Here is a 25,278-nt window from a genome sequence, read left to right as displayed (position 1 = left end):
GAGACGGTGAGAAACCCGGCCCCAGTGGCCGGGTTTTTTCATTTCGAGGTCAGCGGGTGGTTTCGTGATCCAGCCGCTGGCGGGCGATGGCCTCGTTCCTGGCGGCGCGGCCCTGTTCGATGAGGGCGGTCTCGACAAAGCCGAGATGCGCCTCGACGGCGGCGCGGGCTGCCGCAGGGTCGCGCGCCTGGATCGCGGCATTGATGGCGCGGTGCTGGTCGAGCAGAGCCTCGCGCGTGGTGCGGACCTTGAACATCATCTGGCGATTGTAGAACACGCCCTGACGGAGAAGGTCGAACATCGAGCGCATCATGTGGAGCATGACGGTGTTGTGGCTGGCTTCGATGATGGCCATGTGGAACTGGGCATCAAGCGCCGCTTCGTCGGAGGGATCGCGCTTCTGATGGGCGGACTCCATCCGGGTGAAGATCGTGGCGATGACCTGAAGATCGGTGTCGGAGGCGAGGCGGGCGGCGCGTTCGGCGGCGAGCGCTTCGAGATCGCGGCGGAAGGCGATATAGTCGAAGACCGCCTCGTCATGGCGGGAGAAGAGGTCCACCAGCGCAGGCGCGAAGGCGGAGCCCATCACATCGGCCACATAGACGCCGGCATTGGGGCGGGTGGTGAGAAGGCCGCGATCCTGGAGATCGGCGAGGGCTTCGCGCAGGGAGGGGCGGGAGACATCCATGCGTTCGGAAAGTTCGCGTTCCGAGGGCAGGCGTTCGCCGGGGCGGAGGATGCCGCGCAGGATCAGGAGTTCGATCTGCCGGATGATCCCCTGGGAGAGTTTCTCGGGCTGCACCTTCTGGAACGGCATGATCCCCCCGGGGTTATTGGTCCGGTTTTATGACCACAGGCGGAGCGGAGCAATGGGAAAGGGCCGGACCTTGCGGCCCGGCCCCCTTGGCCCTGTGGCCCGCGATCAGCGGGTCGGGCGGATGATGATTTCCACGCGGCGGTTCGCGGCGCGTCCTTCGGGGGTGCTGTTGGAGGCGACGGGCTGGTCCATGCCCCGGCCGAAGGCGACGATGCGCCCGCTCGGGACGCCGCTTTCGCGCAGGACAGAGGCGACCGAGACGGCACGGCGCTGCGACAGGTCCTGATTGTAGGCGGCCGAACCGGTGTTGTCCGTATGGCCGATGATCTGGATCTGGCTGTTGGGATAGCGCAGCAGGTTCTGCGCCACGGAGCGCAGGTCGCGGGTCAGGTCGGGGCGGAGGGTGGCGCTGTCTACGGCGAAGAGCACGTCTTGCGGCATGTTCACGACGAGGTAGTCACCCATATTGGTAACATTGAACTGGCCGTTGATGCCGCGCAGTTCGGCGGCCTGCGCGTCCAGCGTGGCGCCGATGGCGCCGCCCAGGACGGCGCCGATGCCGGCACCGACCACCGTCTTGGCGAGGCGGTCATCGCTGCTTTGCGAGCCGAGAAGGCCGCCCGCCATGGCCCCGATCAGTGCGCCGGACTGGGCGCGGGGGCCGTTGGAGGCCGGCTGCGCGCCATAGGGATCGGCATAGGGATCGGCGGGAACACAGGCCGTGAGGGCGAGGATGCCGAGGGTGGAGAGGATCAGGGGAGTCTTGAAGGTCATTGCTGCCGCCTCGATGGTGGATGGCCCGGGCTTGCGGGCGCAGGGCGTCATTATACCAAGGGCGCGCCGGGCTGGATAGGATCGGCCCCGGCGCGGCAACAATCCGCGCATCACATCCCGGTGCGTGCGGATTCCCAGGCGAGGATCGCGCGCTTGACCGGCAGGCCCCAGTGATAGCCGCCGAGGGCGCCGTCGCGCCGCAGCGCGCGGTGGCAGGGGATGAGGAAGCTGATCGGATTGCGCCCGACGGCGGTGCCGACGGCGCGGACGGCCTTGGGATTGCCGATGGTGCCTGCGATTTCGCTGTAGGTGGTGACATGGCCCGTGGGGATGCGCAGCAATGCCTCCCAGACCTTGATCTGGAAGGGCGCACCGATCAGGTGAAGGGGGGTCCTGCCCATGCCGTCGGTCCCGAAGGCATCCAGCACCCAGGGGCGCAGGGCGGTTGGGTCTTCCACGAAGGTCGCTTTGGGCCAGCGGCGAAGCAGGTCTTCGAAGGCGGCCTCCGCCCCCATCTCGGCGGCGAAACCCATGCCGCAGAGCCCCCTGTCGGTGCCCATGACGATGGCGGGGCCGAAGGGGCTATCGAACCAGCCCCAGCGGATGGTCAGGCCTTCGCCCCCGCGGGCAAAGTCGCCGGGGGTCATGGCTTCCCATGTCAGGAAGAGGTCATGCAGGCGGCCGGTGCCGGACAGGCCGGTGGCGAGGGCGGTCTCCAGTGTGGTGAAGCGTTCGGCCAGCATCCGGCGGGCGTGATCCAGTGTCAGGTATTGCTGATAGCGCTTGGGCGAGATGCCGACCCATTGCGAAAAGGTGCGCTGGAAATGGGCGGGGGACATGTCCATCCGGGCGGCAAGGTCTTCGAGCGTGAGGGCGGGGCCGCCTTCGTCGATCACCTTCAGGGCGCGGGCGATGACGGCGTAGTGATAGGCGGGGGATTGATCGGTCATGGCGGTCTCCTTGGCCCCAATCTATGGGCGCGGGCGGCCACAGGCGACCCGGATTCTGCGCATCCCGCCCCGTTCCCGCCTTGTCCGCTGCGGCACCGTCGCTTAAGCCAAGGGCATGGCCAAGCAGCTTTCCTATGCCCCGATGAAGGAGATCTTCACCCGCTTCCACGCGCTGGAGGCGGAGCCGAAGGGGGAGTTGGAGCATGTGAATGCCTTCACCCTGCTGGTGGCGGTGGCGCTGTCGGCGCAGGCGACCGATGTGGGGGTGAACAAGGCGACGCGGAAGCTGTTCGCGGTGGCCGATACGCCCGAAAAGATGCTGGCCCTGGGCGAAGAGGGGCTGATCGAGCATATCAAGACGATCGGGCTTTACCGGAACAAGGCGAAGAACGTCATCAAGCTGTGCCGCATCCTGATCGAGGAGTTTGGCGGTGAGGTGCCGTCGTCGCGGGCGGCGCTGCAATCGCTGCCCGGCGTGGGGCGCAAGACGGCGAATGTGGTTCTGAACATGTGGTTCAAGCAGCCCGCGCAGGCGGTGGACACGCATATCTTTCGCCTTGGCAACCGCAGCGGCATCGCGCCGGGGAAGGACGAGACGGCGGTGGAGCGGGCCATCGAGGACCATGTTCCCGCCGAATTCCAGTTGCACGCGCATCACTGGCTGATCCTGCATGGACGGTATATCTGCGTGGCGCGCAAACCCAAATGCGGCATCTGCCCGATTGCCGACCTTTGCCTGTATGAGGAAAAGACCGAATGAAGACCTATGATGTCGTCGGCATCGGCAATGCCATCGTCGATGTGTTCACCCAGGCCGATGACAGTTTCATCGAGATGATGGGCATTGAGAAGGGCATCATGCAGCTTGTGGAGCGCGAGCGGGGCGAGTTGCTGTATGCCGCGATGAAGGAGCGGGTGCAGGCCCCCGGCGGGTCGGTGGCCAATACCATCGCGGGCCTGGGCAATCTGGGCCTGCGGACGGCCTTCATCGGACGGGTGCATGACGATGCGCTGGGGCGGTTCTATGCGAAGTCCATGGCCGAGAGCGGGACGGCCTTCCCGAATCCGCCGGTGGCGGGGGGCGAATTGCCGACCTCGCGGTCGATGATCTTCGTCTCGCCGGACGGGGAGCGGTCGATGAACACCTATCTGGGGATTTCGTCCGAGCTTGGCCCGGAGGATGTGTCGGATTCGGTGGCGGGGGAGGCGGTGCTGCTGTTCCTTGAGGGCTATCTTTACGACAAGCCGAAGGGGAAGCAGGCCTTTGAACGCGCGGCGAAGCTGTGCCGCGGGGCGGGTGGCAAGGCGGGGATCGCCCTGTCGGACCCGTTCTGTGTGGACCGGCATCGGGAGGATTTCCGGCGGCTGGTGAAGGAACTCGACTACGTGATCGGGAACGAACACGAGTGGTGTTCGCTCTATCAGACCGACCTGTCGGCGGCGCTGGAACAGGCGGCGGCCGATGCGGGGGTGGTGGTCTGCACGCGGTCGGGGGATGAGGTGATCCTCGTGCGGGGGGATGAGACGGTGACGGTGCCTGTGCGGCGTGTGGTTCCGGTGGATGCCACGGGGGCGGGCGACCAGTTCGCGGCGGGGTTCCTTTATGGGCTGGCCACGGGGCAGGCGCTGGCGGTGGCGGGGCGGATGGGCTGTGTCGCGGCGGCAGAGGTCATCAGCCATTTCGGCGCGCGGCCGGAGACGGATCTGAAAGTGCTGTTCCGCAAGGAAGGGCTGATCTGAGGATCAGCCCCCCTTCGGCCCGTCAGGCGGTGCGGCTGCCTGTCATGGGGCGTGACAGCAGGACGATGGCCGTGGCGACGAGCGCCGTGGCATAGGCGGCGGGCAGCATGAGGATGAAGACCTCTGTCCCGCTGCGGGCGAGGGCCTTGCTGACGCCCATGGCGAGGGCAAGGAGCCAACTGGCCGCCGATATCCCGCCGATCAGGGCGAAGCGGAGTTTCAGCGCCGTCGGAAAGGCGGCGATGGAGCGGCCGAGGCGGCCTTCCAGCATGGGCATGGCGATCGCCCCGATCAAGAGGGCGTTGAGCGTGAGAAGGCCCACGGTCCCGAGCTTGGCAATCAGCTTTGGTGTGAAGGCGGCAGGGTCGAAGCCGGTGCGGATGAAGAGGAGGCCGAGCCCGGTGATCCACATCAGGCCAAGCGCGGCCCAGACGATGCCATGGGTGCGGTGGAGTGTGGCCATCATCTCGCGCGTCAGCGGGGTGCGCAGGCGGTTGAAGATGTAGAGATCGGCAGTGATCGAGGCACCGAGGCCGAGGCAGACGGCGAGGAGGTGAGAGAAGCGGAGAAAATCCGTGACGAGCAGCATGTCCATCAGGTGGGGTTCCTTGTCTGTGTCCGGTGTTTTGGGTCCGGTGTTCTATGTCCGGTGTTCGGGTCTGGGGTCCTTTGCCCCGCGATCCGCCGCCGTTGGGGCGGAACGTGCCAGTGACACTCAACCTCAGATGTCCTGCTGCCAAGCCCAGCCCCGGCGGGGTTCTGCCGGAACGGGCCGGGGCTGGGTGGGGGAAACCGCCGTAAAGGATTTGTTTACGTATATTACGTAATTGCCCTGCATGCGTTTATGGGGCCGTGGTGCGGTGGGGGGGACGCGGGGCGGGGGTGACGGTCTTTCCGCCTATCAAGGCGGGGATTTTCGCCGAGGGCGGCGGTGGCCGCGAGCCGGGCCGCGCGGGCGAAGGGCCCGGCTTTCGCGCCTGGCCCGCGTGTCGCAGGGCGACTCAGTCGCCGAGCTTGGCGTGGACCTCGTCGAGATCGACCTCGCCCTTCGGCATCTTGTTCGACGGATCGTCGAAATCGTAGCGGAAGAGCTGGAAGTCCTTCTTGTAGATCTCCCACATCAGGTGGTGGGAGAGATCGTCGAAGTAATCCTCGACCGGATGCAGGCGCTTGGGGCCGTGGCCTTCGCTTTCGTTGAACTTGGGGATCTTCTTCAGGTTCACCTTGTGGCGTGTCTTGATGTTGTCGAGCACGGTCTGCATCCCGGCATCGAATTTCTCGGTGAAGAAGATGTGATCGTAGCGCCCGCCATTCACGATGAAGGTGGAGATATGGCCCGACATCGAGGACCAGTGGATATCGGGTTCCATCGGTTTGCGGAAACGGATGGTGTCGCGCACGAAGAGGAGGAAGCGGCGGAAGCTGGCAATCTGGTCGAACTCTTCCTTGCCGTCTTCGCCCCCGACCTGCACGCCGTATTTCTGCACGAGCATGGGGACGAGGTTGCCGCGATAGCGTTTGCCGTTGCGCTGGATGCCGCAGATCTTGTCGAAGAAGGAGGAGAGCACGCGGGTGTAGGGATTGCGGACGCAGGTGAAGGCATAGGCCTTGTGGCCCTTGACCACGGATTCGATCACCGGCTGGCTGCGTTCGAGCGCCCATTTGTGCAGGCCGTCGGTGGCGTCATGGATATCGCCGTCGAAGAAGCGGCCATGGTCGGAATAGAACATGATCTGGCCGATGGACGAGCAGGCGCATTTCGGCACCACCCGATAGACCACGCTTTCGCTTTCCGTCATCCAGATTCCGGGAAAACCCATGCCGCTCTGCCTCCAATCGCCGGGACATCTGACGTGCCCGTTCCAATGCTCGATTCAATACACGCATAGCATGTGTTGGCTTGCCGAGTGGCCACAAAAAAGCAAAGAAAGCATGTTTGTTCAATGACCGTTGACGTTATTTGTCCTAGACGTGACACTTAACGCACCCTAGCTGTTCGGGTTCCATGGCCAAGATCGCCTATATCCTGTTGTGTCACAAAGACCCGGACGGGATCGTCGCCCAGGCGCAGCGCCTGACGGCGGCGGGGGATTTCGTTTCGATCCATTTCGACGCCCGCGCCCCGCGCGAGGCTTTCGAGCGCATCCAGACCGCGTTGAAGGGCAACGGATCGGTCACTTTTGCGCGCAAGCGGATCAAATGCGGCTGGGGTGAGTGGAGCCTTGTGGAGGCCACGATCCTTGCCACGCAAGCGGCGGTGGAGGCCTTTCCCTATGCGACGCATTTCTACATGCTGTCGGGGGACTGCATGCCGATCAAATCGGCGGAATATGCCCATGCCTTCCTGGACCGCGAGGAACTGGACTACATCGAAAGCTTTGATTTCTTCACCTCGGACTGGATCAAGACCGGGATCAAGGAAGAGCGGCTGATCTATCGGCACTGGTTCAACGAACGCGCGCAGAAGCGGCTGTTCTACGGGTCCATGCAGGTGCAGCAGCGGCTGGGGCTGGCGCGGCAGGTGCCGGCGGATTTGCAGATCATGATCGGCAGCCAGTGGTGGTGCCTGCGGCGGCGGACGGTGGAGGCGGTGCTGGACTTCTGCCGCCAGCGCAAGGATGTGATGCGGTTCTTCCGCACGACCTGGATTCCGGACGAGACCTTTTTCCAGACGCTGGTGCGCCATCTGGTGCCGGAGGCGGAGATCCGGTCGCGGACGCTGACCTTCCTGATGTTCACCGATTACGGGATGCCGGTGACTTTCTACAACGACCATTACGACCTGCTGCTGAGCCAGGATTACCTGTTCGCGCGGAAGGTTTCGGCGGATGCGAAGGATCTGAAGGAGCGGCTGGGCAAGCTTTATGCGTCGCGCGGGGTGCAGTTCACCATCTCGAACGAGGGGCGGAGCCTGTTCCGGTTCCTGACGGGGCGGGGCCGGGTGGGGCGGCGCTTTGCGCCTCGGTTCTGGGAACGCGAGGCCTCGCTCGGCCGGGAGCGGACCCTGATGATGGTGACCTGCAAGAAATGGCATGTCGCCAAGCGGTTGGTGGAGCGGGTGCGGGATGTGACGAACCTGCCCGCCATCGACTATCTGTTCAACGAGGGGGCGACGCCGCTGCCCGATCTGGGCGGCATCCAGACCACGCTGGAGAAACGGACGCGGCACCGGCGGGCGCTGGTGCGGATGCTGTTCGACTATTGGCAGACGGACCGGCTGCTGTTCTGCATCGACCCGGCCAATGTGGACCTGATGCAGGATTTCTATAACGACAAGGCGGCGGTGCGTCTGTTGGAGATCGAATGCGATTTCACCGACGATTATCTGATCGGCCATGCGCGGCGGGTCGGGCTGGCCGGGGATCGCACGCCGAAGGAGACGATCGACCGGCTGCTGCCGACGATCCGCTATGACGTGAAGTTCGAGAGCGACCGCATCCGGGATGCGAACTTCCCCGGATTCCATCGCATCCGGCAGAGCGCGAGCGTGGATGAAAACACGCTGCCTTTGGCGGAATTCCTTGATATTCCGGTGGAAAAGGCGCGAGAGATCGCAGCGACCGGACATCTTTTCGTGGATTGACAGACATGCCGCACAGCTATGACCCGACGAATATCTTCGCCCGCATCCTGCGCGGCGAGATCCCGAACAAGACGGTGATCGAGACGGATCACACGCTGGCCTTCCACGACATCAACCCGCAGGCGCCGCATCACGTGCTGGTGATCCCGAAGGGGCCCTATGTCACCTTCGATCATTTCTGCGCCGAGGCGAGCGATGCCGAGATCGTGGATTTCCACCGCACCGCGGCGAGTGTCTGCGCCATGCTGGGGGTGAGCCTTGGCGATGGCGGGGCGGGCTATCGCGGGATCACCAATGCGGGCGGGCATGGCGGGCAGGAAGTGCCGCATTACCACCTGCATATCGTGGGGGGCGCGCCCCTGGGGCGGATGCTGTCGCGCGAGTGAAAGCGCAAGGATCGGGTCGCGCGGGCGCGTCCTGACGGGCAGGATGGGGGCCTTCTGATGGAGGTTTGCCATGCTGCGCTTTGTTCCCATCCCGACCGGGATTGCCCGCCACTATCAGGCGGGGGGTGTTGATTCCTATGGGCTTTTGCCTGAGCGGAAGGTTTCGGACGGGGGTGGAAACCCCTGCCGCCATTGCCTGCGGATGATCCCGGAGGGCAAGGAAATGCTGGTGCTGGCGCATCGGCCCTTTGGCGCGGTGCAGCCCTATGCGGAGACGGGGCCGATCTTCCTGTGCGCGGAGGAATGCGAGGCGGGGGGCGGGGCGGATGTGCCTGAAATCCTTGCCTCGCCCGATTACATCGTCCGGGGATATGGGGCGGATGAGCGGATCGTCTATGGCACGGGCGGGGTGGTTCCGACGGGGCGGATTCCGGCGCGGGCGGCAGAACTGCTTGAGATGCCGGGGGTGGATTTCGTGCATGTCCGATCGGCGCGGAACAATTGTTTTCAGCTCCGGGTGGAGCGGGGTTAAAGTTTCAATCCGGGAATTCTGACCCGGAAACGGCTGTGCCCTGTTCTGTGCCGCATTCTGTGCCGCAAACTGTGGCCACGCGGCGGGCGTTGGGTTGATGACGCGTTAAGGTTAACCGGGCGCGGTGAGGGGCGGTGATCCGGCGGCGCGCGCCCCCCTTTCGGGGGCCGCGCAAGCCTTTTTGGTCGCGGGCCGCGCGGGGGCGCGTCCCGCTCCGCGTCAGGGGGCGTGCCGCCCCCTCTGTCCGCTGCGCGGCCATTCACCCCCTGCGAGTATTTGGGCCAAGATGAAGGGGCGGAGTCAGGGGTGGGGATTGGCCGCGTCCCAGGCCTTGAGCCATCGTTTCGGGGCGGCTTCGCGCCAGTGGCGGATCAGGCGAGGGCGGGCCCAGGCCGGGTCTATCCGTCCGGCGCGGACGAGGACGAGATTGTGGGGGATGTAATGGGGGTGGAGGAAGAAGGTCGCGGGGTCGGCCTGCATCAGCATCTCGCGTTCCTCGCGCCCGGCCTTGAAGACGGCGGTGTCTTCATAGGGGGACCAGAAGCACCAGAGCTTGCCATGGGCCTTGAGCGCCTCATGCCCCTAGGGGGTGGCGAGGGTGACCTCGGGGAGGTTGAGGGCAAGGGCAAAGGCGCGGAGGTCGGGCCAGGTGGCGATCATGGGGTGCCCCGGTCCAGCCCGGCGATGAAATCTGCGATGCGGCGGGCGCGGACGGAGGGGGATTTGGCGGTGGCGAGGCGGAAGGCGAGGGCGGCGCGGGCCTTGTGCGGCAGGGCGGTGAAGGCGGCCTGGGCGGCTTCGGAGGCGATGGCGAGGGTGGTGAGGACGTCGTCGGGGATCTCGGTCGGTTTTTCGGCGGCATAGGCGGCGGCCCAGCGACCATCGGCCTGGGCGCGGGCGACCTCGGCCAGGCCCGCCTCTTCCATCCAGCCGCCGGCGATCAGCTTTTCCGCCGTGGCGCGGGCCTTGGGGGACCATGGGCTGCCGGGGCGGCGGGGGGTGAAGCGGTGCAGCATGTGGTTGGGGCCGTCGGGTTTCTTCTGGGCGTCGGTCCAGCCCCAGACGAGCGCCTCTTCCATCGCCTGTTCCCAGTCGATCGAGGCCTCGCCCGTGGCTTTCTTCGGGATGCGCAGCCAGATCTCGGCGGCCTTGTCATGGCGCATGGAGAGCCAGAAGTTCCATTCGTCCTGCGTGGCGAAGGTGAGGGGGGCGGGCTGTTTCAATGCGCCTCGGCCCATGTGCGGCCTTGGCCTGCCTCGACGATCAGCGGGACCTTGAAATGGACGGCGGGATGGGCGGCGGCCTCCATCACCTCTTTCGCGCGGGCGGCGAGGGTGGGGGCGGCGTCTTCGTCCACCTCGAACAGCAGTTCGTCATGGACTTGCAGGAGCATCCGCGCGGGGAGGCCTTCGATGGCGGCGGGCATGCGGATCATGGCGCGGCGGATGACATCGGCGGCGGTGCCCTGGATGGGGGCGTTGATCGCGGCGCGTTTGGCGAAGCCTGCGGTGGGGCCCTTGGCATTGATTTCGGGCGTGTGGATCTTGCGCCCGAAGAGGGTGGTGACGAAGCCGCGCGCCTGCGCCTCTTTCACGGTGGCGTCCATATAGCCCTTGATGCCGGGGAAGCGCTGGAAATAGCGGTCGATGAAACCCTGCGCCTCGGCCCGCGGGATGCGGAGGTTGCGGGCGAGGCCGAAGCCGGAGATGCCGTAGATGACGCCGAAATTGATGGCCTTGGCCTGACGGCGGATGTCGGAGGTCATCTGGTCGAGCGGGACGTTGAACATCTCGGAGGCGGTGAGGGCGTGGATGTCGAGCCCGTCGCGGAAAGCCTTTTGCAATTCGGGGATGTCGGCGATGTGGGCGAGGATGCGCAGCTCGATCTGGCTGTAGTCGAGCGAGACGAGGAGGCGGCCTTTGGGGGCGACGAAAGCCTCGCGGATGCGGCGGCCTTCTTCCGTGCGGACGGGGATGTTCTGGAGGTTCGGGTCGGTGGAGGAGAGGCGGCCCGTCACCGCCCCGGTGATGGAATAGGAGGTGTGGACGCGGCCCGTTTCCGGGTGGATGTGATCCTGAAGCGCGTCGGTATAGGTGGATTTCAGTTTCGCGATCTGCCGCCAGTCGAGGACGCGGGCGGCGAGGCGGGCGGCATCGGGGTGAGTGTCTTCCAGCGTCGTGATGTCTTCGAGGATGTCGGCCCCGGTGGCATAGGCCCCGGTCTTGCCCTTTTCGCCGCCGGGGACCTGCATCCTGTCGAAGAGGATTTCGCCCAGTTGCTTGGGCGAGCCGACATTGAAGGGTTCGCCGGCGATATCCTGAATCTCGGCCTCCAGCCCCGCCATCTTTTGCGCGAAGGCGTTGGACATGCGGGAGAGGGTGTCGCGGTCCACCTGGATGCCCGCCATTTCCATTTCCGCCAGCACGGGGACGAGGGGGCGTTCGAGGGTCTCATAGACGGTGGTGACATGGCCGCGATGGAGTTGCGGCTTGAAATGCTGCCAGAGGCGGAGGGTGATGTCGGCGTCTTCGGCGGCGTATTTCACGGCATCGGGGATGGCGACCCGGTCGAAGGTGACGGCAGATTTGCCGGTGCCGAGGAGGGATTTGATCGGGATGGGCAGGTGGCCCAGATGGGTTTCGGAGAGGGCGTCCATGCCGTGGGAGTTCAGCCCGGCATGGAGGGCGGAGGACATGAGCATCGTGTCGTCGAAGGGGGTGATGCGGATGCCATGGCGGGCGAAGATCTTCCAGTCGTATTTCATGTTCTGGCCGATCTTGAGGATGGCCGGGTCTTCGAGGACGGGTTTGAGGGCGGCCAGAACATCGTCGATCGGCAGTTGGCCTTTGGCGAGTTGGGACGTGCCGAAAAGGTCATCCGTGCCGGAGCGATGGGTCAGGGGGATATAGGCCGCCTTTCCGGCAGTGACGGAGAGGGAGATGCCGACAAGTTCGGCCCGCATTTCATCGAGCGAGGTGGTTTCGGTGTCCACCGCCACGGTGCCGTGGTCGCGGATGGTGGCGATCCATCTGTGCAGGGCATCGGCGGTGGTGATCGCCTCATAGGCGGCGTGGTCGAAGGGCAGGCGGTCGGGGCCGGGGGCGGGTTCCGGGTGGTTCAGGTTCGTGCCCTTGCCTTCGGGCAGAGGGGCGGGGGGGGAGACCTTGAGACTGTCGGCCACGCGGCGGGTGAGGGTGCGGAATTCCATCTGGTTGAGGAAGCCGACCAGCGCCTCGGGTTCAGGGGGGCGGACCTCCAGATCGTCGAGGGTGACGTCGAGGGGGGTATCGGCCTTGAGCTGGACGAGTTGCCGGGAAATGCGGATGAGATCGGCATTGTCGATGAGCGCTTCGCGGCGCTTCGGCTGTTTGATTTCGGCGGCGCGGGCGAGGAGGGTTTCGAGATCGCCATATTCCTGGATGAGCAGGGCGGCGGTCTTGATGCCGATGCCGGGTGCGCCGGGGACATTGTCCACGCTGTCGCCGGAGAGGGCCTGCACATCGACCACGCGGTCGGGGCCGACGCCGAATTTTTCGAACACCTCGTCAGGGCCGATGGTGCGGGTCTTCATCGGGTCGAACATCATCACGCCGGGGCCGACAAGCTGCATCAGGTCCTTGTCGGAGGAGATGATGGTGACGTCGCCGCCGGCTTCGGTCGCCTGCCGGGCGAGGGTGGCGATGATGTCGTCGGCCTCATAGCCTTCGGTTTCGATACAGGCGATGTTGAAGGCGCGGGTGGCGTCGCGCGTGAGGGGGAATTGCGGGCGCAGGTCTTCGGGCAGTTCGGGGCGATTGGCCTTGTAGAGCGGGTAGATCGCGTTGCGGAAGGTTTCGGAGGAATGGTCGAAGATGACGGCGACATGGGTGGGGGCGCCGTTCGGGGCATCGGGGCCCTTGTTGCCTTCGACATAGCGGAAAAGCATGTTGCAGAAGCCCGCCACCGCCCCGACGGGGAGGCCGTCGGATTTCCGCGTGAGCGGGGGCAGCGCGTGATAGGCGCGGAAGATATAGGCCGATCCGTCGATCAGGTGCAGGTGGCAGCCCTTGCCGAAGCCCATGGTCATCCTCCGTCGTCACGCTGGGGGTGGTATGGCATGATCGGCTGCCTCAGGCCAGAGCGAGGGGAAGGGCGCGGGCGGCGCCCATGCTGCCGGTGAGGGCGGCCATGGCGGGGGTGATGGCGAGGGTGGCGCGGCCTTCCGCCTCGGCCAGCAATCTTGCGGCGCCGATCAGGCGGCGGCCGATGCCGCGACGGCGGTGGGGGGTGGCGACGAAGAGTTCGGTGATCTCATAGCCGGAGGCCCAGGTGATGGGGTCGCGGGTCAGGCGCATCAGGATGTAGCCCAGCGTTTCTTCGCCACGCCGGGCGACGAGGGCGCGGGTGCCGGGCAGGATGAAGGCGTCGCGCTGGAGCGTTTCGGCATCGCGGGGCGCATCGCCCAGATGGGCGGCCAGTTGCTGCGACATCGGGTGGAGCGCGGGCAGGTCATCGGGGGTGGCGAGGCGAATCTCGGAGCGAATTTCGGGGCGGATTTCGGTCTTCATGGTCATCTCCCGCCGCCGCTGCGAGAGATGTTGGACCAACCACCCGCAGGGGCGGCCTATCTGGTCTGGTTTCTGGTGAAAAACGCTGACCGGCCGCCTATGAAGCGTCGGTAAAGTAATAGCTCGTGGCGGCGATACGGGTCAGCATGGGCCAAGGGTGCACCGGCGACCGGCCTTTGGTCAAGCAGGCTCTGCGCGGCGGACCCGAAATTTTTCGTAGGAAAATTTCGGGTCGGGGACGAAGAATTTTCGGCGAAAATTCTTTGGGTTTGCGGGAGGCGAAGAATTTTCGGTGAAAATTCTTCGAGCGCAGTCAGTGGTCGTCATGCGCGTGATCGCGGTCGATCACGTAGCGCTTGTCGCAATAGCCGCATTCGACCCAGCCGGTATCGCGCGGGATGGTCAGCCAGACGCGGGGATGCCCGAGGGCGCCTTCGCCGCCGTCGCAGGCCACCTTCCAGGTGGTGACGACTTCGGTTTCGGGGGCGTCGATGGGCATGGCGGACCTCTTGAAGCTGCGCACCCATTCTATCCCCTGCGGCGGCGGGGGCAAGGGGTGGGTCGCTCAGGCCCCGATCAGGCGCGCGCGGCCCTTGAGGGCGGAGAGCCACATCAGGCCGTGCACCGTGGCGCGGGCGGGGAGGTATTCGGCGGAGATCCAGCCGGCATACTCGGCCCGGTCGAGTTCGGCGCAGAGACCGGTCAGGTCGAAGCCGCCGCCGCCGGGTTCGTTGCGGCCAGGGAAGCCCGCGATCTGGATATGGTTCACGCGGGTCTTGTGGCGGGCCCAGACGGCATCGGCATCGCCATGGATGCGGGCGGCGTGCCAGAGGTCGAACTGGATGCCGAGATTGGGCAGGGCGAGATCGTCCACGATGCGGGCGGCCTGGTCGAAATCGTTCAGGAAGTAGCCCGGCATGTCATCGGGGTTGAGCGGTTCGATGGTCAGATGCAGGCCGGGGGCCTGTGCTGCTGCCCAGGCGAGGTTCTCGACATAGGTCGCCTCGGCCAGGGGGCCGCGGGCGACGCCGGCCATGACATGGACCCGCCCCGCGCCAAGCTGGGTGGCGAGGTCGGCGGCGCGCAGGAAGCTGCTGCGGAAGGTCTCGGTCGCGCCGGGCACGGCGGCATGGCCGCGGTCGCCCGCCGCCCAGTCGCCGGGATGGGTGTTGATCAGCGCCACGGGCATGCCCGCCAGCGCGGCCAGCCAGTCTTTCGGCGGGTGGTCATAGGGAAAGAGCATCTCCACCCCGTCGAACCCCGCCTCGCGGGCGAGGTCGGGGCGTGCCAGCATCGGCACTTCGGTGAAGAGCATCGTCACATTCGCGGCGAAACGGGGCATTCAGGACAGGTCTTCCGAGGGAATCACCGGAAAGAACCTGCCCGATGACCAGAGGCCGAACCAGTCTTTTCCGGCCACGGGGGCGTGAACGCAGAGATCGACGAGGCGATAGAAGGATTTCCGGTCGATCAGCGCCTCCAGCCCCGCCCGGACATGGAGGTAGGGGGAGGGTTCGCCGGTGGCGGGATCACGCTCCACCCGCAGGGGGTGATCGGCATCGAGGGGGACCGTGTCGCCGACATGGGTGGTGAAGGTAATGGTCTGCGCCGCGCCGTCGCCGGCCAGGTCGAAATCCACGGCGACGAAGGGGGCGTCATCGACGGTGATGCCCACCTTTTCAACCGGGGTGACGAGGAAGTAGCGGTCGCCTTCCTTTTTCAGGATGCCGGAGAAGAGCTTGACCAGGCCGGGGCGGCCGATGGGGGTGCCCTGGTAGAACCATGTGCCGTCACGGGCGATGCGCATGTCGATATCGCCGCAGAAGGGCGGGTTCCAGAGATGGACAGGGGGCGGCCCCTTGCGGCTGGCAGCCTGCGCCGAGGCGGCGAGGCCGTCCGCGGTGGGGGCGGGAAGGCGTCCTGCGGTCGTGCCCATGGGGCTATAGTCCTTTCTTCTTCTGGCGGTGCGGACCGGCCCTCACGCCGGCGGCCCGCCCCTCTGCCCGCTCCGGAGGCGGTGTTTCCGGAGGCGACAGGGAGGGAAGATAGCGGGGTGGCGGGGAAAAGCACATGGTCCAACGGTCTGATGGAAGGATCATGAGTGTTGGACGACTATAGCTGGCCGTGATGTCAGTGACACGATCTTTCAGGGACGGCATGTTCCAAACGGGCGCGTTCTGTTGACAGCACCAGAAGAACCCTTCGCCGAGGTCATGAGCAAAGTTGGGCGGAGAAATCGGTCTCGTAAAGATGCAGGTAGCGTTGGAGCGCGTTCTTGTAGATAAGGACATCGTGTGATGCGTCATGCACTGTTTGCTCATCAAGATGGCAGGAACAACGTGATGTCCGACAATCCGAGAGCCACTATTGCATTCCTGACAGGAGCAAGAATAATAGGTGGTGCTGAAATTAGACTAAAGAGCCTAATGCTTGGTCTGGCGACGCGTGGATTTCAGCCGGTCCTTGTTGCTCCAGCGACAAGCCCAATCGCTGTCTGGGCGCTGAATTCCGGCCTAACTGTAGTGAACTTCGATTTTCGTAGTCTAAAGAGCGGCTCGATACTCGAAACATTAAGATATGTCCTGAGATTTCGCCGTCTTGTAAGGAAGCTTCAGAGTGACTTTGGCGTTGATGTAGCTTACTCCAACAGTAGGCATGCCTTTACCGTGCTCGCTTTCGCTCCGCGCGGAGTTACACGCATTGCACATCACCGCGATGCTCATTCATCAGCATTCAATAGAATTCTCTATCCTTTGGTTGACCTCAATATTTTCATTTCAAAGTTCAACTATCGAGCTTCTGATGCTCCGAAGAACGCAGTAATCGTGGTAAATGCAATCGACCTTGTTGAGCCACTCCCTCCAAAAGTATACCGTGGTGGCAAGTTTCGTATGGCTATGTTCGCGCGGATTACGTCTTATAAGGGTCACCTTATCGCCTTAGATGCCGTTCGCGAGCTTGTGGCGCGGGGAGTTGACTGTTGTTTGGATGTTTGGGGTGAACCCACAGATTCTTACGATGAGCAACTTCTAGAGAGTCTCGTGGCAGAGGTCGCAAAGCATAAAATTCCCGTGAATTTCCGAGGGTTCACAGAGAGTGCCAGGGAGAGAATGGCAGATTATGATTTGCTGCTTAATCCATCAAGGAACGAGCCGTTTGGGACAGTTCCCATCGAGGGCTTTAACGTTGGAGTTCCAGTCGTTTCTCACGCATCGGGAGGGAGTCTGGAGATTTATCCGAAAGAACAGGCGGAATGCTTTCTCTTCGATGATTATTCGGGGCAGTCACTCGCTGACAAGATTGATGGCATACGGCTGGGAATGGTCGAGGGGGATGATTTTTTGGCGCTCGTCTCGAGAATGCAACAGCATGTTGTCAGGAATTTCTCCAATACTCGCGTCTTTGGGGAGATTGAGCAAGCTATCATTCAGGCGATGCGTGGGGAAGTGAAATGAGCCTAATCGGAAGATTCTTAAAGTAATGCAAGCAGAATGGCGTGCAGCATAGATTGATAGAATCTTTCCATCTAGTTTTTTTGAGGGCGTGGAGATTTGTATGACATGCGAATTTATCTGCGGTCTTAGAGCAAAAGCATGGACTACGTTTTGCCTATAGAGCGTTCAAAGGCGTTGAATTGTCGAGGGATGTTTGGTGGGGGAGAATATGATGCGGTGAAGATGCCTGGCTGCGAAAAGTCTGTGATAGTCAGATTGCTAAGTGAGTTGTCAGATCGAAGTTCCGTTCTTGTTGTTATTGGTGCTGTGGGTGGATACTTTGGCGTTGGCGTACTTTATGCAAAATTCTTTGATCGTGCAATTCGTTATGAGGCATCTGATCGTGATGAATCCATGCCTGCCAAGAATGCGGGTCGGAATGGAGTGGGAGGCCAAATCGAGATAAGAGGTACCGCGGACAAGGCCACATTTCAGGTTGAAATTGCGCCCGAGCCAGGCTGTGTTATTCTCTACGACATTGAAGGGTTGGAGTTCAGATTTTTTGATGATGCTGTTCTGGAGCGACTCAGATCAATCCGTATCATCATCGAGCTTCACCCTCATCTTGTTACTCATGGCTGGGAAGACAGGCAGGCCTTGCTGGCTCGTGCGCAAAAGTACTTTTCCTTGAGCCTCCTGAGAGGTGATGACCCGTCTCCCTCTCATTTTCGGGAGTTGGATGATCTGGCCGATGACGTTCGTTGCCTTGCCTTCGGCGAAGGGCGGGGACGCGCAGGGGAATGGGCGCATCTATCCCCGAAGGCGGCTCGTCACTGAGTTAGTGGTGCCTGATGCAGCATCAAGCAGCATGACCGCGATGAGGGCCTCCTGCCCTCCATGGCGTGACAGTCACGATCATTTGTCCCGGCTTTGTTTTTGCCATTTGTGCGAGTCGGGATAGTTGGGTCTAATGCGACCCCAAAAGCGGATGGAGAGCAGCCCCATGGCCAAGGAAACCGACCTCGTCGCCCAGATCGAAGCCCTGGGCGGGACATTGGGGGAGGCCAAGGCCTCGATCAACCGGCGCTTCATCGGGCAGGAGAAGGTGGTGGAGCTGGTGCTGGCCGCGATGCTCTGCGGTGGGCATGCGCTGCTGGTGGGGCTGCCGGGCCTGGGCAAGACGCGGCTGGTGGATACGCTGTCCACGGTGATGGGGCTGAAGGGCAACCGCATCCAGTTCACGCCGGACCTGATGCCGGCCGATATTCTGGGATCGGAAGTGCTGGAGACGGCGGCGGACGGGACGCGGGCCTTCCGCTTTCTGGAGGGGCCGGTCTTCTGTCAGCTTCTGATGGCGGATGAGATCAACCGCGCCAGCCCACGGACGCAATCGGCGCTGTTGCAGGCGATGCAGGAGCGGGAGGTGACCATCGCCGGGCAGCATCGCCCGCTGGGGCGGCCCTTCCATGTGCTGGCGACGCAGAACCCGATCGAGCAGGAGGGGACCTATCCGCTGCCCGAGGCGCAGTTGGACCGGTTCCTCGTGCAGGTCGATGTGGACTATCCTGATCGCGCGACGGAGCGCGACATCCTGATCGCCACCACGGGGGCGGAGGAGGCCGCGTCGCATCAGGTGTTTTCTGCCGAGGGTCTGATCGCGGCGCAGGGCGTGCTGCGGCGGATGCCGGTGGGGGATCAGGTGGTGGAGGCGATCCTCGACCTCGTGCGGTCCTGCCGTCCGGGGGAGCCGGAGGGGCGGGAGCTGGCCGATGTGCTGGCCTGGGGGCCGGGGCCGCGGGCGGCGCAGGCGCTGATGCTGACAGTGCGGGCGCGGGCGCTGCTGGACGGGCGGCTGGCACCTTCGGTGGCGGATGTGGCGGCGATGGCGCGGCCGGTGCTTTCGCATCGGATGGCGCTGTCCTTCGCGGCGCGGGCGCGGGGCGAGAGCCTGGCGGGGATCATCGACCGGACGGCCACCCGCACCCTGCGGCTTGAGGCGGCGGCGTGACGGAGCGACCGGACCTTGCCACGGGTGGCCTGCGCGAGCGGGCCGAGACGCTGGGCCAGTCCTTGCCGCCCTTGCTGGCGGAGGCGGAGATGCTGGCCTCGACCATCATGATGGGCGAGCATGGGCGCAGGCGGGCGGGGCAGGGGGACGAGTTCTGGCAGTATCGCCCGACCCATCTGGGCGATTCGGCGCGGATGATCGACTGGCGGCGGTCGGCGCGGTCGGATGCGACCTATGTGCGCGAGCGGGAATGGCAGGCGGCGCAGTCGGTGACGCTCTGGGTCGATCCGGCGAAGTCGATGGCCTTTTCGGGTGCGAAGGGGCGGGTGACGAAGGCGGATCGGGCGCGGCTGCTGGCGATGGCGTTGGCGGTGCTGCTGCTGCGGGGCGGCGAGCGGGTCGGGCTGGCGGGTGGCGGCGTGCCGCCGCGACCGGGGCGGGGGCAGATGCTGCGCCTGCTGGCGGGGTTGACGGAGGGGGGCGAGGATTACGGCACCCCGGATGCGAATGGCATCGCGAGCCATGGGCGGGCGGTGTTCCTGTCGGATTTCATGGGCGATCTGGCGGGGGTGGAGGCAGCCCTGGCGCGCGCCTCGGACCGGGGAGCGCGCGGCGTGCTGTGCCATGTGCTGGACCCGGCGGAGGAGGAGTTTCCCTTCGATGGGCGGACCATTTTCGAAAGCATGGGCGGGACGGTGCGGCATGAGACGCTGCGTGCGGGCGATCTGCGCGAACGTTATCTGGCGCGGCTGGCGGAGCGGAAGGCGCGGTTGACGACCTTGGCCCGTGCGGTCGGGTGGCATTACCATTGCCATCATACGGGCGGGCCGGCGCAGCCCGGCCTGCTTTATCTGTTCCGGGCGCTGGAGGGCGGGCGCTGATGTTCATGATCGGCCCCATCGGATTTGCGGCGCCCTGGGTGCTTTGGGCGCTGGCGGCCTTGCCGGTGCTGTGGCTGATCCTGCGGGCGGTGCCGCCGGCGCCGATCCGGCGGCGGTTTCCGGGTGTGGCGCTGCTGCTGGGGTTGAAGGACGAGGATAACGAGACGGATCGCACGCCGTGGTGGCTGCTGCTGCTGCGGATGGCGGCGGTGGGGGCGGCGATCGTGGCCTTTGCCGGGCCGATCCTGAACCCGCAGGCGCGGGAGCCGGGGACCGGGCCGCTGCTGATCGTCATGGATGGCGGTTGGGCGGATGCGCGGGACTGGCCGCGCCGGGTGGACCGGGCGGTGGCGCTGGCCGAAGAAGCGGGGCGCGACGGGCGGGTGGTGGCGGCGATCCGGCTGACGGATGCGCCGGGCGAGATCGTGTTCCAGACGGCGGATGCCTGGACCGGGCGGCTGGCGGCGCTGGAGCCGCAGGCTTGGTTGCCGGCGGATCATGCAGGATGGGCGGCGGTGCTGCCGGATGAGGGGTTCGAGACCTATTGGCTGTCGGACGGGTTGGACCGGCCGGGCCAGGCGGCGCTGTTCGAGGCGCTGGCAGAGCGGGGAGCCGTGACGGTGTTCCAGAGCCCGAGGCCTGTGCTGGCGCTTCATCCGGCGGGATTTGCCGATGGGGTGGTGACGGTGGCGGCGAGCCGTCTGCCTGCGGGCGAGGCGGCGCAGGTGGAGGTTTCGGCGCGCGGCCCCGATCCGGCGGGGGTGGAGCGGGAACTGGCGCGCGGCGTGCTGGACTTTGGTGCGGGCGCGGGGCGGGCGGAACTGGCGCTGTCGCTGCCGCCGGAATTGCGCAACCGGATCACGCGGTTCGAGGTGGTGGGGCAGCGGTCGGCCGGGGCGGTGAGCCTGACGGATGACAGTCTGAAGCGGCGCAAGGTGGCGCTGATCGGCGGGCGGGATGATGCGGCGGAGGGGCTGCAACTGCTGTCGCCCACGCATTACCTGCGGCAGGCGCTGGAGCCCGTGGCGGAACTGATCGACGGGTCGCTGACCGATGTGCTGCTGGCCAATCCGGATGTGATCGTGCTGGCGGATGTGGCGGTGCTGACGCAGGCGGAGACGGATGCGGTGCTGGGCTGGCTGGAGGGCGGCGGGTTGCTGTTGCGCTTTGCCGGGCCGCAGGTGGCGGCCTCGGACGTGGCGCGGATGGCGGAGGACCCGCTGATGCCCGTGCGGCTGCGCGAGGGTGGGCGGACGGTGGGCGGCGCGATGAGCTGGGGCGAGCCCAAGACGCTGGCGCCTTTCCCGGAGACGTCGCCCTTTCATGGGCTGGCGGTGACGGATGAGGTGGCGGTGACGGCGCAGGTCATGGCGCAGCCCGACCCGGAACTGGCCGAGCGGACGATTGCCGCGCTGGCGGATGGCACGCCTTTGGTGACGCGCAAGGCGGTGGGGCAGGGGCAGGTGGTGCTGTTCCATGTGACGGCGAATGCGGAATGGTCATCCTTGCCGCTGTCGGGGCTGTTCGTGCAGATGCTGGAGCGGTTGGCGGTTTCGACGCGGGCAGCGGTGCCGGGGGCGGCGGAACTGGAAGGTCAGATCTGGGTGCCGGAAGTGCTGCTCAATGCCTATGGGCAGGAGGTGGAGGCGGGCGAAGTGGCGGGTGTCGAGGGGGCCGCGCTGGCCGGGGCGATTGCCGAAGGTCCGGGGGCGGCCCTGCCGCCGGGGCTGTATGCCGGGGCGGAGCGGCGCGTGGCGCTGAACGCGGTGTCTGGGGAAACGGAGCTTGCGGCGGCGGTCTGGCCGGTGGGGACGCCCGTCGAGGGGATGGATGTGGTGCCGGAGCAGGCGCTGAAGGGGTGGTTCCTGTCGGCGGCGCTGGTGGCGCTGATGGTGGATGTGCTGGCCTCGCTGTGGCTGTCGGGGCGGTTGACGGGGATGGCGCGGGCGGCGGCTGTGATGCTTGCGCTGATGCTGGTGGCGGTGCCAGGCGGGGTGCGGGCGCAGGAGACGGAGGTTGATCCGGGCGAGGAGGCGCTGGCGCTGGAGGCGACGACGGCGGTGGTGCTGGGCCATGTGCTGACCGGCGATGCGCGGGTGGATGAGGTGGCGGAAGCGGGGCTGCGCGGATTGGGCGAGCGGCTGTGGGAGCGGACCTCGATCGAGCCGGAGGCCCCGATCGGGGTGGATATCGAGCGGGACGAGCTGGCGTTTTTCCCCTTCCTCTATTGGCCGGTCACGCCGGGGCAGCAATTGCCGTCGGGCAATGCCTATCGCAAGCTGAACGATTATCTGCGGACGGGAGGGATGATCCTCTTCGACACGCGCGACAGTGATGTGGCCCGCGCCGGGGGCGCGACGCCGGAGGGGCAGCATTTGCAGCGGATCGCGGCAGGGCTGAACATCCCGCCGCTGGAGCCGGTGCCGCAGGACCATGTGCTGACGCGGACCTTCTATCTGTTGCAGGATTTTCCGGGCCGTCACGGTGGCGCGCCCGTCTGGGTGGAGGCCGCGCCGCCGGATGCCGAGCAGGTGGAGGGGATGCCCTTCCGCAACCTGAATGACGGGGTGACGCCGGTGGTGATCGGCGGCAATGACTGGGCGGCGGCCTGGGCGGTGGATGAGATGGGGGTGCCCATGTTCCCCGTGGGCCGCGGCTTCGCGGGAGAGCGGCAGCGCGAGATGGCGAACCGGTTCGGGATCAACCTGATCATGCATGTGCTGACGGGGAATTATAAGTCGGATCAGGTGCATGTGCCGGCGCTGCTGGAAAGGCTGGGGCAATGACGGCGAGCGTGATCCTGTCGCCGCTGGTGCCCTGGCCCGTTTTGTGGGGGCTGGCGGGCTTTGCCGTGGTGCTGCTGGCGCTGGCGGTTTGGCGGGGGCTTTCGGGGTGGTGGTTGCGGGGGCTGACGGCGGCGGTGGTGCTGGCCGCCATCGCCAACCCGTCCTTGCAGGAGGAGGAGCGGGCGCCTTTGTCCGACATCCTGCTGGTGGTGGTGGATGAGAGCGCGAGCCAGGGACTTGGCGACCGCGCGGCGCAGGTGGAAGAGGCGATTGCGGGGATCGAGGCGGAGGTGGCGGGGCGGCCCAATACCGAATTGCGCATCCGCCGTTTTGCCGATGGGGCGGAGGATGCCGGGTCGCTGGCCATGACGGCGCTGGCGGAACTTCTGTCGGAGGAGCCGCGCGCACGGGTGGCGGGGGCGGTGGTGATCAGTGACGGGCAGGTGCATGACGTGGCGCTTGCGCCGAACATGCCGGCGCCGCTGCATGTGCTGCTGACCGGGCGGGAGACGGATTGGGACCGCCGTCTGGTGGTGAAGAATGCGCCCGCCTTCGCCATTCTGGATGAAGAGGTGATGCTGACCCTGCGGATCGAGGATCAGGGGGCCGCGCCGATGGCGGCGGAGGTCGATCTGACGATCACCGTGGATGATGGCGAGCCGCAGACCTATCGGGTGCCGGTGGGGCAGGATCTGGACCTGCCCGTGACGCTGCCGCATGGGGGGATGAACGTGCTGCAATTCTCCACCCCGGCGGTGGAGGGCGAGTTGACGGATCGCAACAATGCGGCGGTGGTGCAGATCAACGGGGTGCGGGATCGGCTGCGGGTGCTGCTGGTATCGGGCGAGCCCCATGCGGGGGAACGGGTCTGGCGGAACCTGCTGAAATCGGATGCCTCGGTCGATCTGGTGCATTTCACCATCCTGCGGCCGCCGGAAAAACAGGACGGGATCCCGGTCACGGAACTGTCGTTGATCGCCTTTCCGACGCGGGAGTTGTTCATCGAGAAGATCGAGGAATTCGATCTGATCATCTTCGACCGCTATCGGATGCGGGGCATCCTGCCGATGTCCTATCTGGAGAATGTCGCGCAATATGTGCGGAACGGCGGCACCGTTCTGGTGGCGGCGGGGCCGGAATTCGGGGCGGTGGATTCGCTCTGGCGGTCGCCTTTGGCGGATGTGCTGCCGGTGGAGCCGACGGCGCGGGTGGTGGAGGAAGGGTTCCAGCCGGCGCTGACCGATCTGGGGCGGCGGCATCCGGTGACCGAGGGGCTGGAGGAGCTGGCGCCGGAAGGCGGCTGGGGCCGCTGGTTCCGGCTGGTGGATGTGGTGCCGCGTGCGGGGCAGGTGGTGATGTCGGGGCCGGGGGATCGGCCCTTGCTGGTGCTGAACCGGGTCGAGGAGGGGCGGGTTGCGGTGCTGGCCTCGGATCACATGTGGCTGTGGGGGCGGGGATATGAGGGCGGCGGGCCGCAACTGGAACTGCTGCGGCGGCTGGCGCATTGGATGCTGAAGGAGCCGGAACTGGAGGAAGAGGCGCTGACCGCCACGGCGCAGGGGCAGGTGCTGACGATCACGCGGCGGAGCATCGCGGAAGAGCCTCCGGGTGATCTGACGATCACGGGGCCGGATGGGGCGCAGGTGGTGCTGCCGATGCCGGAGGTCGGGCCGGGGCGGTTCGTGCTGGAATGGGAAGCGCCGGCGATGGGGCTGTATCGGCTGGAGCAGGGAGACCTGACGCGGGTGGTGGCGGTGGGGCCGTCGGCGCCGCGCGAATTCGTGGAGACGATTGCCACGGGGGCGGTGCTGGAGCCGGTGGTGACGCCCACGAATGGCGGCATCCTGCGGCTGGAGGATGGCGTGCCGGACCTGCGCGAGGTGCGCGAGGGGCGGCCTGCCTCGGGCCGGGGCTGGATCGGGATCACGCCGCGCGGGGCCTATGTGACGGAAGATGTGCGGGTGGCGCCGGTGCTGCCGGGCTGGGTCTGGCTGCTGTTGGTGGCGGGGCTGGCGGTGGCGGCCTGGCTGGTGGAGGGGCGGCGGATCGCGCGGAGACCTAGCGCCGCAGCATGACGTCGCGCGATTGCGAGACGAATTCGCGGCGCATCAGGACGGTGGTGGCGGCGAGGCTGGCCAGGATCAGCGCCCAGGGGCCGAAGAGCCAGCCCAGCGCCGCGAGGGCGAAGTAGATGGCGCGGAGCCCCTTGTTGAAATTGCGCGCCGCCGTGATGTTGATGTCGGCGGCCTGGGCGGCGCGGGGATAGGCCTGCGGATCGTTGATGTCATTCGGCACGGCGGCCATCAGCACGGCGCAATAGGCGAAGAGACGATGCGCCCAGACGAATTTCAGCAGCGCATTGGCAAGGAAGGCGAGGGCGAGGATCATCTTCACCTCGACCTGGACGGTGTTGGGGTCGATGGTCAGGTCCTGGGCGATGCCGCGCAACTGATCGGAATTGCCGATGACGGCCACGCCGCCGCCGATGGCGATCATGCAGGCCGAGGCGAAGAAGGCGGTGCCCTGGCGGAGGCTGTCGATCAGGGTCGCGTCGAAGATGCGGGGCTGGCGGGTGACGAACTGGCGCATCCAGTCGTGCCGATAGTCCTGCATGATGAGGCTGACAGAGGGACGGCTGGCGGGCGGGTGTTCGATGATCCAGCCCGATCCGGCCCAGAGGAGCAGCACGACGAGGACCGCCAGAAGGTCAGGGGTGCTGAAGGCGCCGATATGGGTCATCATGTCCATGGCTGATGGTTACCACGAGAGGGCGGGTTGTCAGCGGGGTAAATTGGTTATATCTTTTTACCAATTCATGCCGGATGGCCCGCAAAGGAGAG

24 protein-coding genes are annotated in these 25,278 nt (G+C 65.6%); 11 read left to right on the top strand and 13 right to left on the bottom strand.

Translation table 11 applies throughout. The features are described from left to right. Positions 1-49 precede the first annotated feature (49 nt). From C0V75_RS12835 to C0V75_RS12825, 3 genes are all read right to left on the bottom strand, one after another. On the bottom strand, positions 50-817 hold the full coding sequence (locus C0V75_RS12835; protein WP_101921368.1) for an FCD domain-containing protein: 768 nt from the start codon (positions 815-817) through the stop codon (positions 50-52). Between the two features lie 105 nt (positions 818-922). Continuing rightward, complete coding sequence (locus C0V75_RS12830) at positions 923-1,591, bottom strand: OmpA family protein (RefSeq protein WP_101921367.1); 669 nt, start codon at positions 1,589-1,591, stop codon at positions 923-925. 110 nt (positions 1,592-1,701) lie between these two features. After that, positions 1,702-2,541 (bottom strand): methylated-DNA--[protein]-cysteine S-methyltransferase, encoded by an 840-nt coding sequence (locus tag C0V75_RS12825; protein ID WP_101921366.1) that lies wholly within the window; start codon positions 2,539-2,541, stop codon positions 1,702-1,704. A 115-nt stretch (positions 2,542-2,656) separates the two neighbouring features. Between C0V75_RS12825 and nth the strand changes: the two genes are divergently transcribed. Together nth and C0V75_RS12815 are read left to right on the top strand one after the other, a co-directional pair. Then, positions 2,657-3,301 (top strand): endonuclease III, encoded by a 645-nt coding sequence (gene nth, locus C0V75_RS12820; RefSeq protein WP_101921365.1) that lies wholly within the window; start codon positions 2,657-2,659, stop codon positions 3,299-3,301. Then, on the top strand, positions 3,298-4,281 hold the full coding sequence (locus tag C0V75_RS12815; protein WP_101921364.1) for an adenosine kinase: 984 nt from the start codon (positions 3,298-3,300) through the stop codon (positions 4,279-4,281). Before nth ends, C0V75_RS12815 begins: the two co-directional genes overlap by 4 nt. A gap of 22 nt (positions 4,282-4,303) precedes the next feature. Here the strand turns inward: C0V75_RS12815 and C0V75_RS12810 are convergent, their stop codons facing one another. Beyond that, on the bottom strand, positions 4,304-4,876 hold the full coding sequence (locus C0V75_RS12810) for a hypothetical protein (protein WP_101921363.1): 573 nt from the start codon (positions 4,874-4,876) through the stop codon (positions 4,304-4,306). A 406-nt stretch (positions 4,877-5,282) separates the two neighbouring features. Beyond that, on the bottom strand, positions 5,283-6,101 hold the full coding sequence (locus tag C0V75_RS12805; RefSeq protein WP_101921362.1) for a sulfotransferase family protein: 819 nt from the start codon (positions 6,099-6,101) through the stop codon (positions 5,283-5,285). 185 nt (positions 6,102-6,286) lie between these two features. Between C0V75_RS12805 and C0V75_RS12800 the strand changes: the two genes are divergently transcribed. The 3 genes from C0V75_RS12800 (at position 6,287) to C0V75_RS12790 (ending at position 8,782) form a co-directional block, all read left to right on the top strand. After that, positions 6,287-7,864: a DUF5928 domain-containing protein gene (locus tag C0V75_RS12800; RefSeq protein ID WP_101921361.1), complete on the top strand. Its 1,578-nt coding sequence runs from the start codon at positions 6,287-6,289 to the stop codon at positions 7,862-7,864. Between the two features lie 5 nt (positions 7,865-7,869). Beyond that, entirely contained in the window at positions 7,870-8,250 is a 381-nt protein-coding gene (locus tag C0V75_RS12795) for an HIT domain-containing protein (protein WP_101921360.1), read from the top strand. Positions 8,251-8,320: 70 nt separating this feature from the next. After that, complete coding sequence (locus tag C0V75_RS12790) at positions 8,321-8,782, top strand: DUF1203 domain-containing protein (RefSeq protein ID WP_101921359.1); 462 nt, start codon at positions 8,321-8,323, stop codon at positions 8,780-8,782. Between the two features lie 300 nt (positions 8,783-9,082). On the opposite strand, the gene C0V75_RS12785 is transcribed toward C0V75_RS12790, so the two are convergent. From C0V75_RS12785 to C0V75_RS12755, 7 genes are all read right to left on the bottom strand, one after another. Further along, positions 9,083-9,268 (bottom strand): hypothetical protein, encoded by a 186-nt coding sequence (locus tag C0V75_RS12785; protein ID WP_101921358.1) that lies wholly within the window; start codon positions 9,266-9,268, stop codon positions 9,083-9,085. 170 nt (positions 9,269-9,438) lie between these two features. Then, entirely contained in the window at positions 9,439-10,005 is a 567-nt protein-coding gene (locus C0V75_RS12780; protein WP_158241844.1) for a YdeI family protein, read from the bottom strand. After that, positions 10,002-12,842, bottom strand: coding sequence for a DNA polymerase I (gene polA / locus C0V75_RS12775; protein WP_101921356.1), 2,841 nt, complete (start codon positions 12,840-12,842; stop codon positions 10,002-10,004). The genes C0V75_RS12780 and polA overlap by 4 nt, the downstream gene beginning before the upstream one ends. A gap of 49 nt (positions 12,843-12,891) precedes the next feature. Further along, positions 12,892-13,329: a GNAT family N-acetyltransferase gene (locus C0V75_RS12770; RefSeq protein ID WP_158241843.1), complete on the bottom strand. Its 438-nt coding sequence runs from the start codon at positions 13,327-13,329 to the stop codon at positions 12,892-12,894. Positions 13,330-13,642: 313 nt separating this feature from the next. Further along, the gene (locus C0V75_RS12765) at positions 13,643-13,828 is read right to left on the bottom strand and encodes a zinc-finger domain-containing protein (RefSeq protein ID WP_101921354.1); all 186 of its coding nucleotides are present in this window, start codon (positions 13,826-13,828) and stop codon (positions 13,643-13,645) included. Positions 13,829-13,894: 66 nt separating this feature from the next. Continuing rightward, positions 13,895-14,671 (bottom strand): hydroxypyruvate isomerase family protein, encoded by a 777-nt coding sequence (locus tag C0V75_RS12760; RefSeq protein ID WP_101921353.1) that lies wholly within the window; start codon positions 14,669-14,671, stop codon positions 13,895-13,897. Beyond that, positions 14,672-15,265: a DUF1285 domain-containing protein gene (locus tag C0V75_RS12755; protein ID WP_101921352.1), complete on the bottom strand. Its 594-nt coding sequence runs from the start codon at positions 15,263-15,265 to the stop codon at positions 14,672-14,674. A gap of 361 nt (positions 15,266-15,626) precedes the next feature. Here C0V75_RS12755 and C0V75_RS12750 point away from each other — a divergent pair, with 361 nt between their 5' ends. From C0V75_RS12750 to C0V75_RS12725, 6 genes are all read left to right on the top strand, one after another. Beyond that, entirely contained in the window at positions 15,627-16,784 is a 1,158-nt protein-coding gene (locus C0V75_RS12750) for a glycosyltransferase family 4 protein (RefSeq protein ID WP_101921351.1), read from the top strand. Positions 16,785-16,922: 138 nt separating this feature from the next. Then, positions 16,923-17,600, top strand: a complete 678-nt coding sequence (locus C0V75_RS22735; RefSeq protein ID WP_143710419.1) for a hypothetical protein — start codon at positions 16,923-16,925, stop codon at positions 17,598-17,600. 166 nt (positions 17,601-17,766) lie between these two features. Further along, a complete protein-coding gene (locus C0V75_RS12740) occupies positions 17,767-18,771 on the top strand; it encodes a MoxR family ATPase (RefSeq protein WP_101921349.1) in 1,005 nt (334 codons plus the stop codon). Beyond that, entirely contained in the window at positions 18,768-19,652 is an 885-nt protein-coding gene (locus C0V75_RS12735; RefSeq protein WP_371410686.1) for a DUF58 domain-containing protein, read from the top strand. The genes C0V75_RS12740 and C0V75_RS12735 overlap by 4 nt, the downstream gene beginning before the upstream one ends. Further along, the gene (locus C0V75_RS12730) at positions 19,652-22,438 is read left to right on the top strand and encodes a DUF4159 domain-containing protein (RefSeq protein WP_101921348.1); all 2,787 of its coding nucleotides are present in this window, start codon (positions 19,652-19,654) and stop codon (positions 22,436-22,438) included. The genes C0V75_RS12735 and C0V75_RS12730 overlap by 1 nt, the downstream gene beginning before the upstream one ends. After that, complete coding sequence (locus C0V75_RS12725; RefSeq protein ID WP_101921347.1) at positions 22,435-24,513, top strand: hypothetical protein; 2,079 nt, start codon at positions 22,435-22,437, stop codon at positions 24,511-24,513. Before C0V75_RS12730 ends, C0V75_RS12725 begins: the two co-directional genes overlap by 4 nt. On the opposite strand, the gene C0V75_RS12720 is transcribed toward C0V75_RS12725, so the two are convergent. Further along, a complete protein-coding gene (locus C0V75_RS12720; protein ID WP_101921754.1) occupies positions 24,497-25,180 on the bottom strand; it encodes a DUF599 domain-containing protein in 684 nt (227 codons plus the stop codon). The two genes, C0V75_RS12725 and C0V75_RS12720, sit on opposite strands and share 17 nt — an antisense overlap. Positions 25,181-25,278: the final 98 nt, after the last annotated feature.

The sequence above is a fragment of the Tabrizicola sp. TH137 genome (genome assembly GCF_002855575.1).
Lineage (GTDB): Bacteria > Pseudomonadota > Alphaproteobacteria > Rhodobacterales > Rhodobacteraceae > Paragemmobacter.
The sequence above is the reverse complement of the archived record's forward strand: the minus strand, read 5'-3'. Positions and strand labels throughout refer to the sequence as shown.

Bases quoted from the DNA above. Each gene is read 5' to 3' on its own strand.
- C0V75_RS12835 (WP_101921368.1), bottom strand. From the start codon at position 817: ATGCCGTTCCAGAAGGTGCAGCCCGAGAAACTCTCCCAGGGGATCATC.
- C0V75_RS12830 (WP_101921367.1), bottom strand. From the start codon at position 1,591: ATGACCTTCAAGACTCCCCTGATCCTCTCCACCCTCGGCATCCTCGCC.
- C0V75_RS12825 (WP_101921366.1), bottom strand. From the start codon at position 2,541: ATGACCGATCAATCCCCCGCCTATCACTACGCCGTCATCGCCCGCGCC.
- nth (WP_101921365.1), top strand. From the start codon at position 2,657: ATGGCCAAGCAGCTTTCCTATGCCCCGATGAAGGAGATCTTCACCCGC.
- C0V75_RS12815 (WP_101921364.1), top strand. From the start codon at position 3,298: ATGAAGACCTATGATGTCGTCGGCATCGGCAATGCCATCGTCGATGTG.
- C0V75_RS12810 (WP_101921363.1), bottom strand. From the start codon at position 4,876: ATGGACATGCTGCTCGTCACGGATTTTCTCCGCTTCTCTCACCTCCTC.
- C0V75_RS12805 (WP_101921362.1), bottom strand. From the start codon at position 6,101: ATGGGTTTTCCCGGAATCTGGATGACGGAAAGCGAAAGCGTGGTCTAT.
- C0V75_RS12800 (WP_101921361.1), top strand. From the start codon at position 6,287: ATGGCCAAGATCGCCTATATCCTGTTGTGTCACAAAGACCCGGACGGG.
- C0V75_RS12795 (WP_101921360.1), top strand. From the start codon at position 7,870: ATGCCGCACAGCTATGACCCGACGAATATCTTCGCCCGCATCCTGCGC.
- C0V75_RS12790 (WP_101921359.1), top strand. From the start codon at position 8,321: ATGCTGCGCTTTGTTCCCATCCCGACCGGGATTGCCCGCCACTATCAG.
- C0V75_RS12785 (WP_101921358.1), bottom strand. From the start codon at position 9,268: ATGCTGATGCAGGCCGACCCCGCGACCTTCTTCCTCCACCCCCATTAC.
- polA (WP_101921356.1), bottom strand. From the start codon at position 12,842: ATGGGCTTCGGCAAGGGCTGCCACCTGCACCTGATCGACGGATCGGCC.
- C0V75_RS12770 (WP_158241843.1), bottom strand. From the start codon at position 13,329: ATGAAGACCGAAATCCGCCCCGAAATTCGCTCCGAGATTCGCCTCGCC.
- C0V75_RS12765 (WP_101921354.1), bottom strand. From the start codon at position 13,828: ATGCCCATCGACGCCCCCGAAACCGAAGTCGTCACCACCTGGAAGGTG.
- C0V75_RS12760 (WP_101921353.1), bottom strand. From the start codon at position 14,671: ATGCCCCGTTTCGCCGCGAATGTGACGATGCTCTTCACCGAAGTGCCG.
- C0V75_RS12755 (WP_101921352.1), bottom strand. From the start codon at position 15,265: ATGGGCACGACCGCAGGACGCCTTCCCGCCCCCACCGCGGACGGCCTC.
- C0V75_RS12750 (WP_101921351.1), top strand. From the start codon at position 15,627: ATGCGTCATGCACTGTTTGCTCATCAAGATGGCAGGAACAACGTGATG.
- C0V75_RS22735 (WP_143710419.1), top strand. From the start codon at position 16,923: ATGGACTACGTTTTGCCTATAGAGCGTTCAAAGGCGTTGAATTGTCGA.
- C0V75_RS12740 (WP_101921349.1), top strand. From the start codon at position 17,767: ATGGCCAAGGAAACCGACCTCGTCGCCCAGATCGAAGCCCTGGGCGGG.
- C0V75_RS12730 (WP_101921348.1), top strand. From the start codon at position 19,652: ATGTTCATGATCGGCCCCATCGGATTTGCGGCGCCCTGGGTGCTTTGG.
- C0V75_RS12725 (WP_101921347.1), top strand. From the start codon at position 22,435: ATGACGGCGAGCGTGATCCTGTCGCCGCTGGTGCCCTGGCCCGTTTTG.
- C0V75_RS12720 (WP_101921754.1), bottom strand. From the start codon at position 25,180: ATGATGACCCATATCGGCGCCTTCAGCACCCCTGACCTTCTGGCGGTC.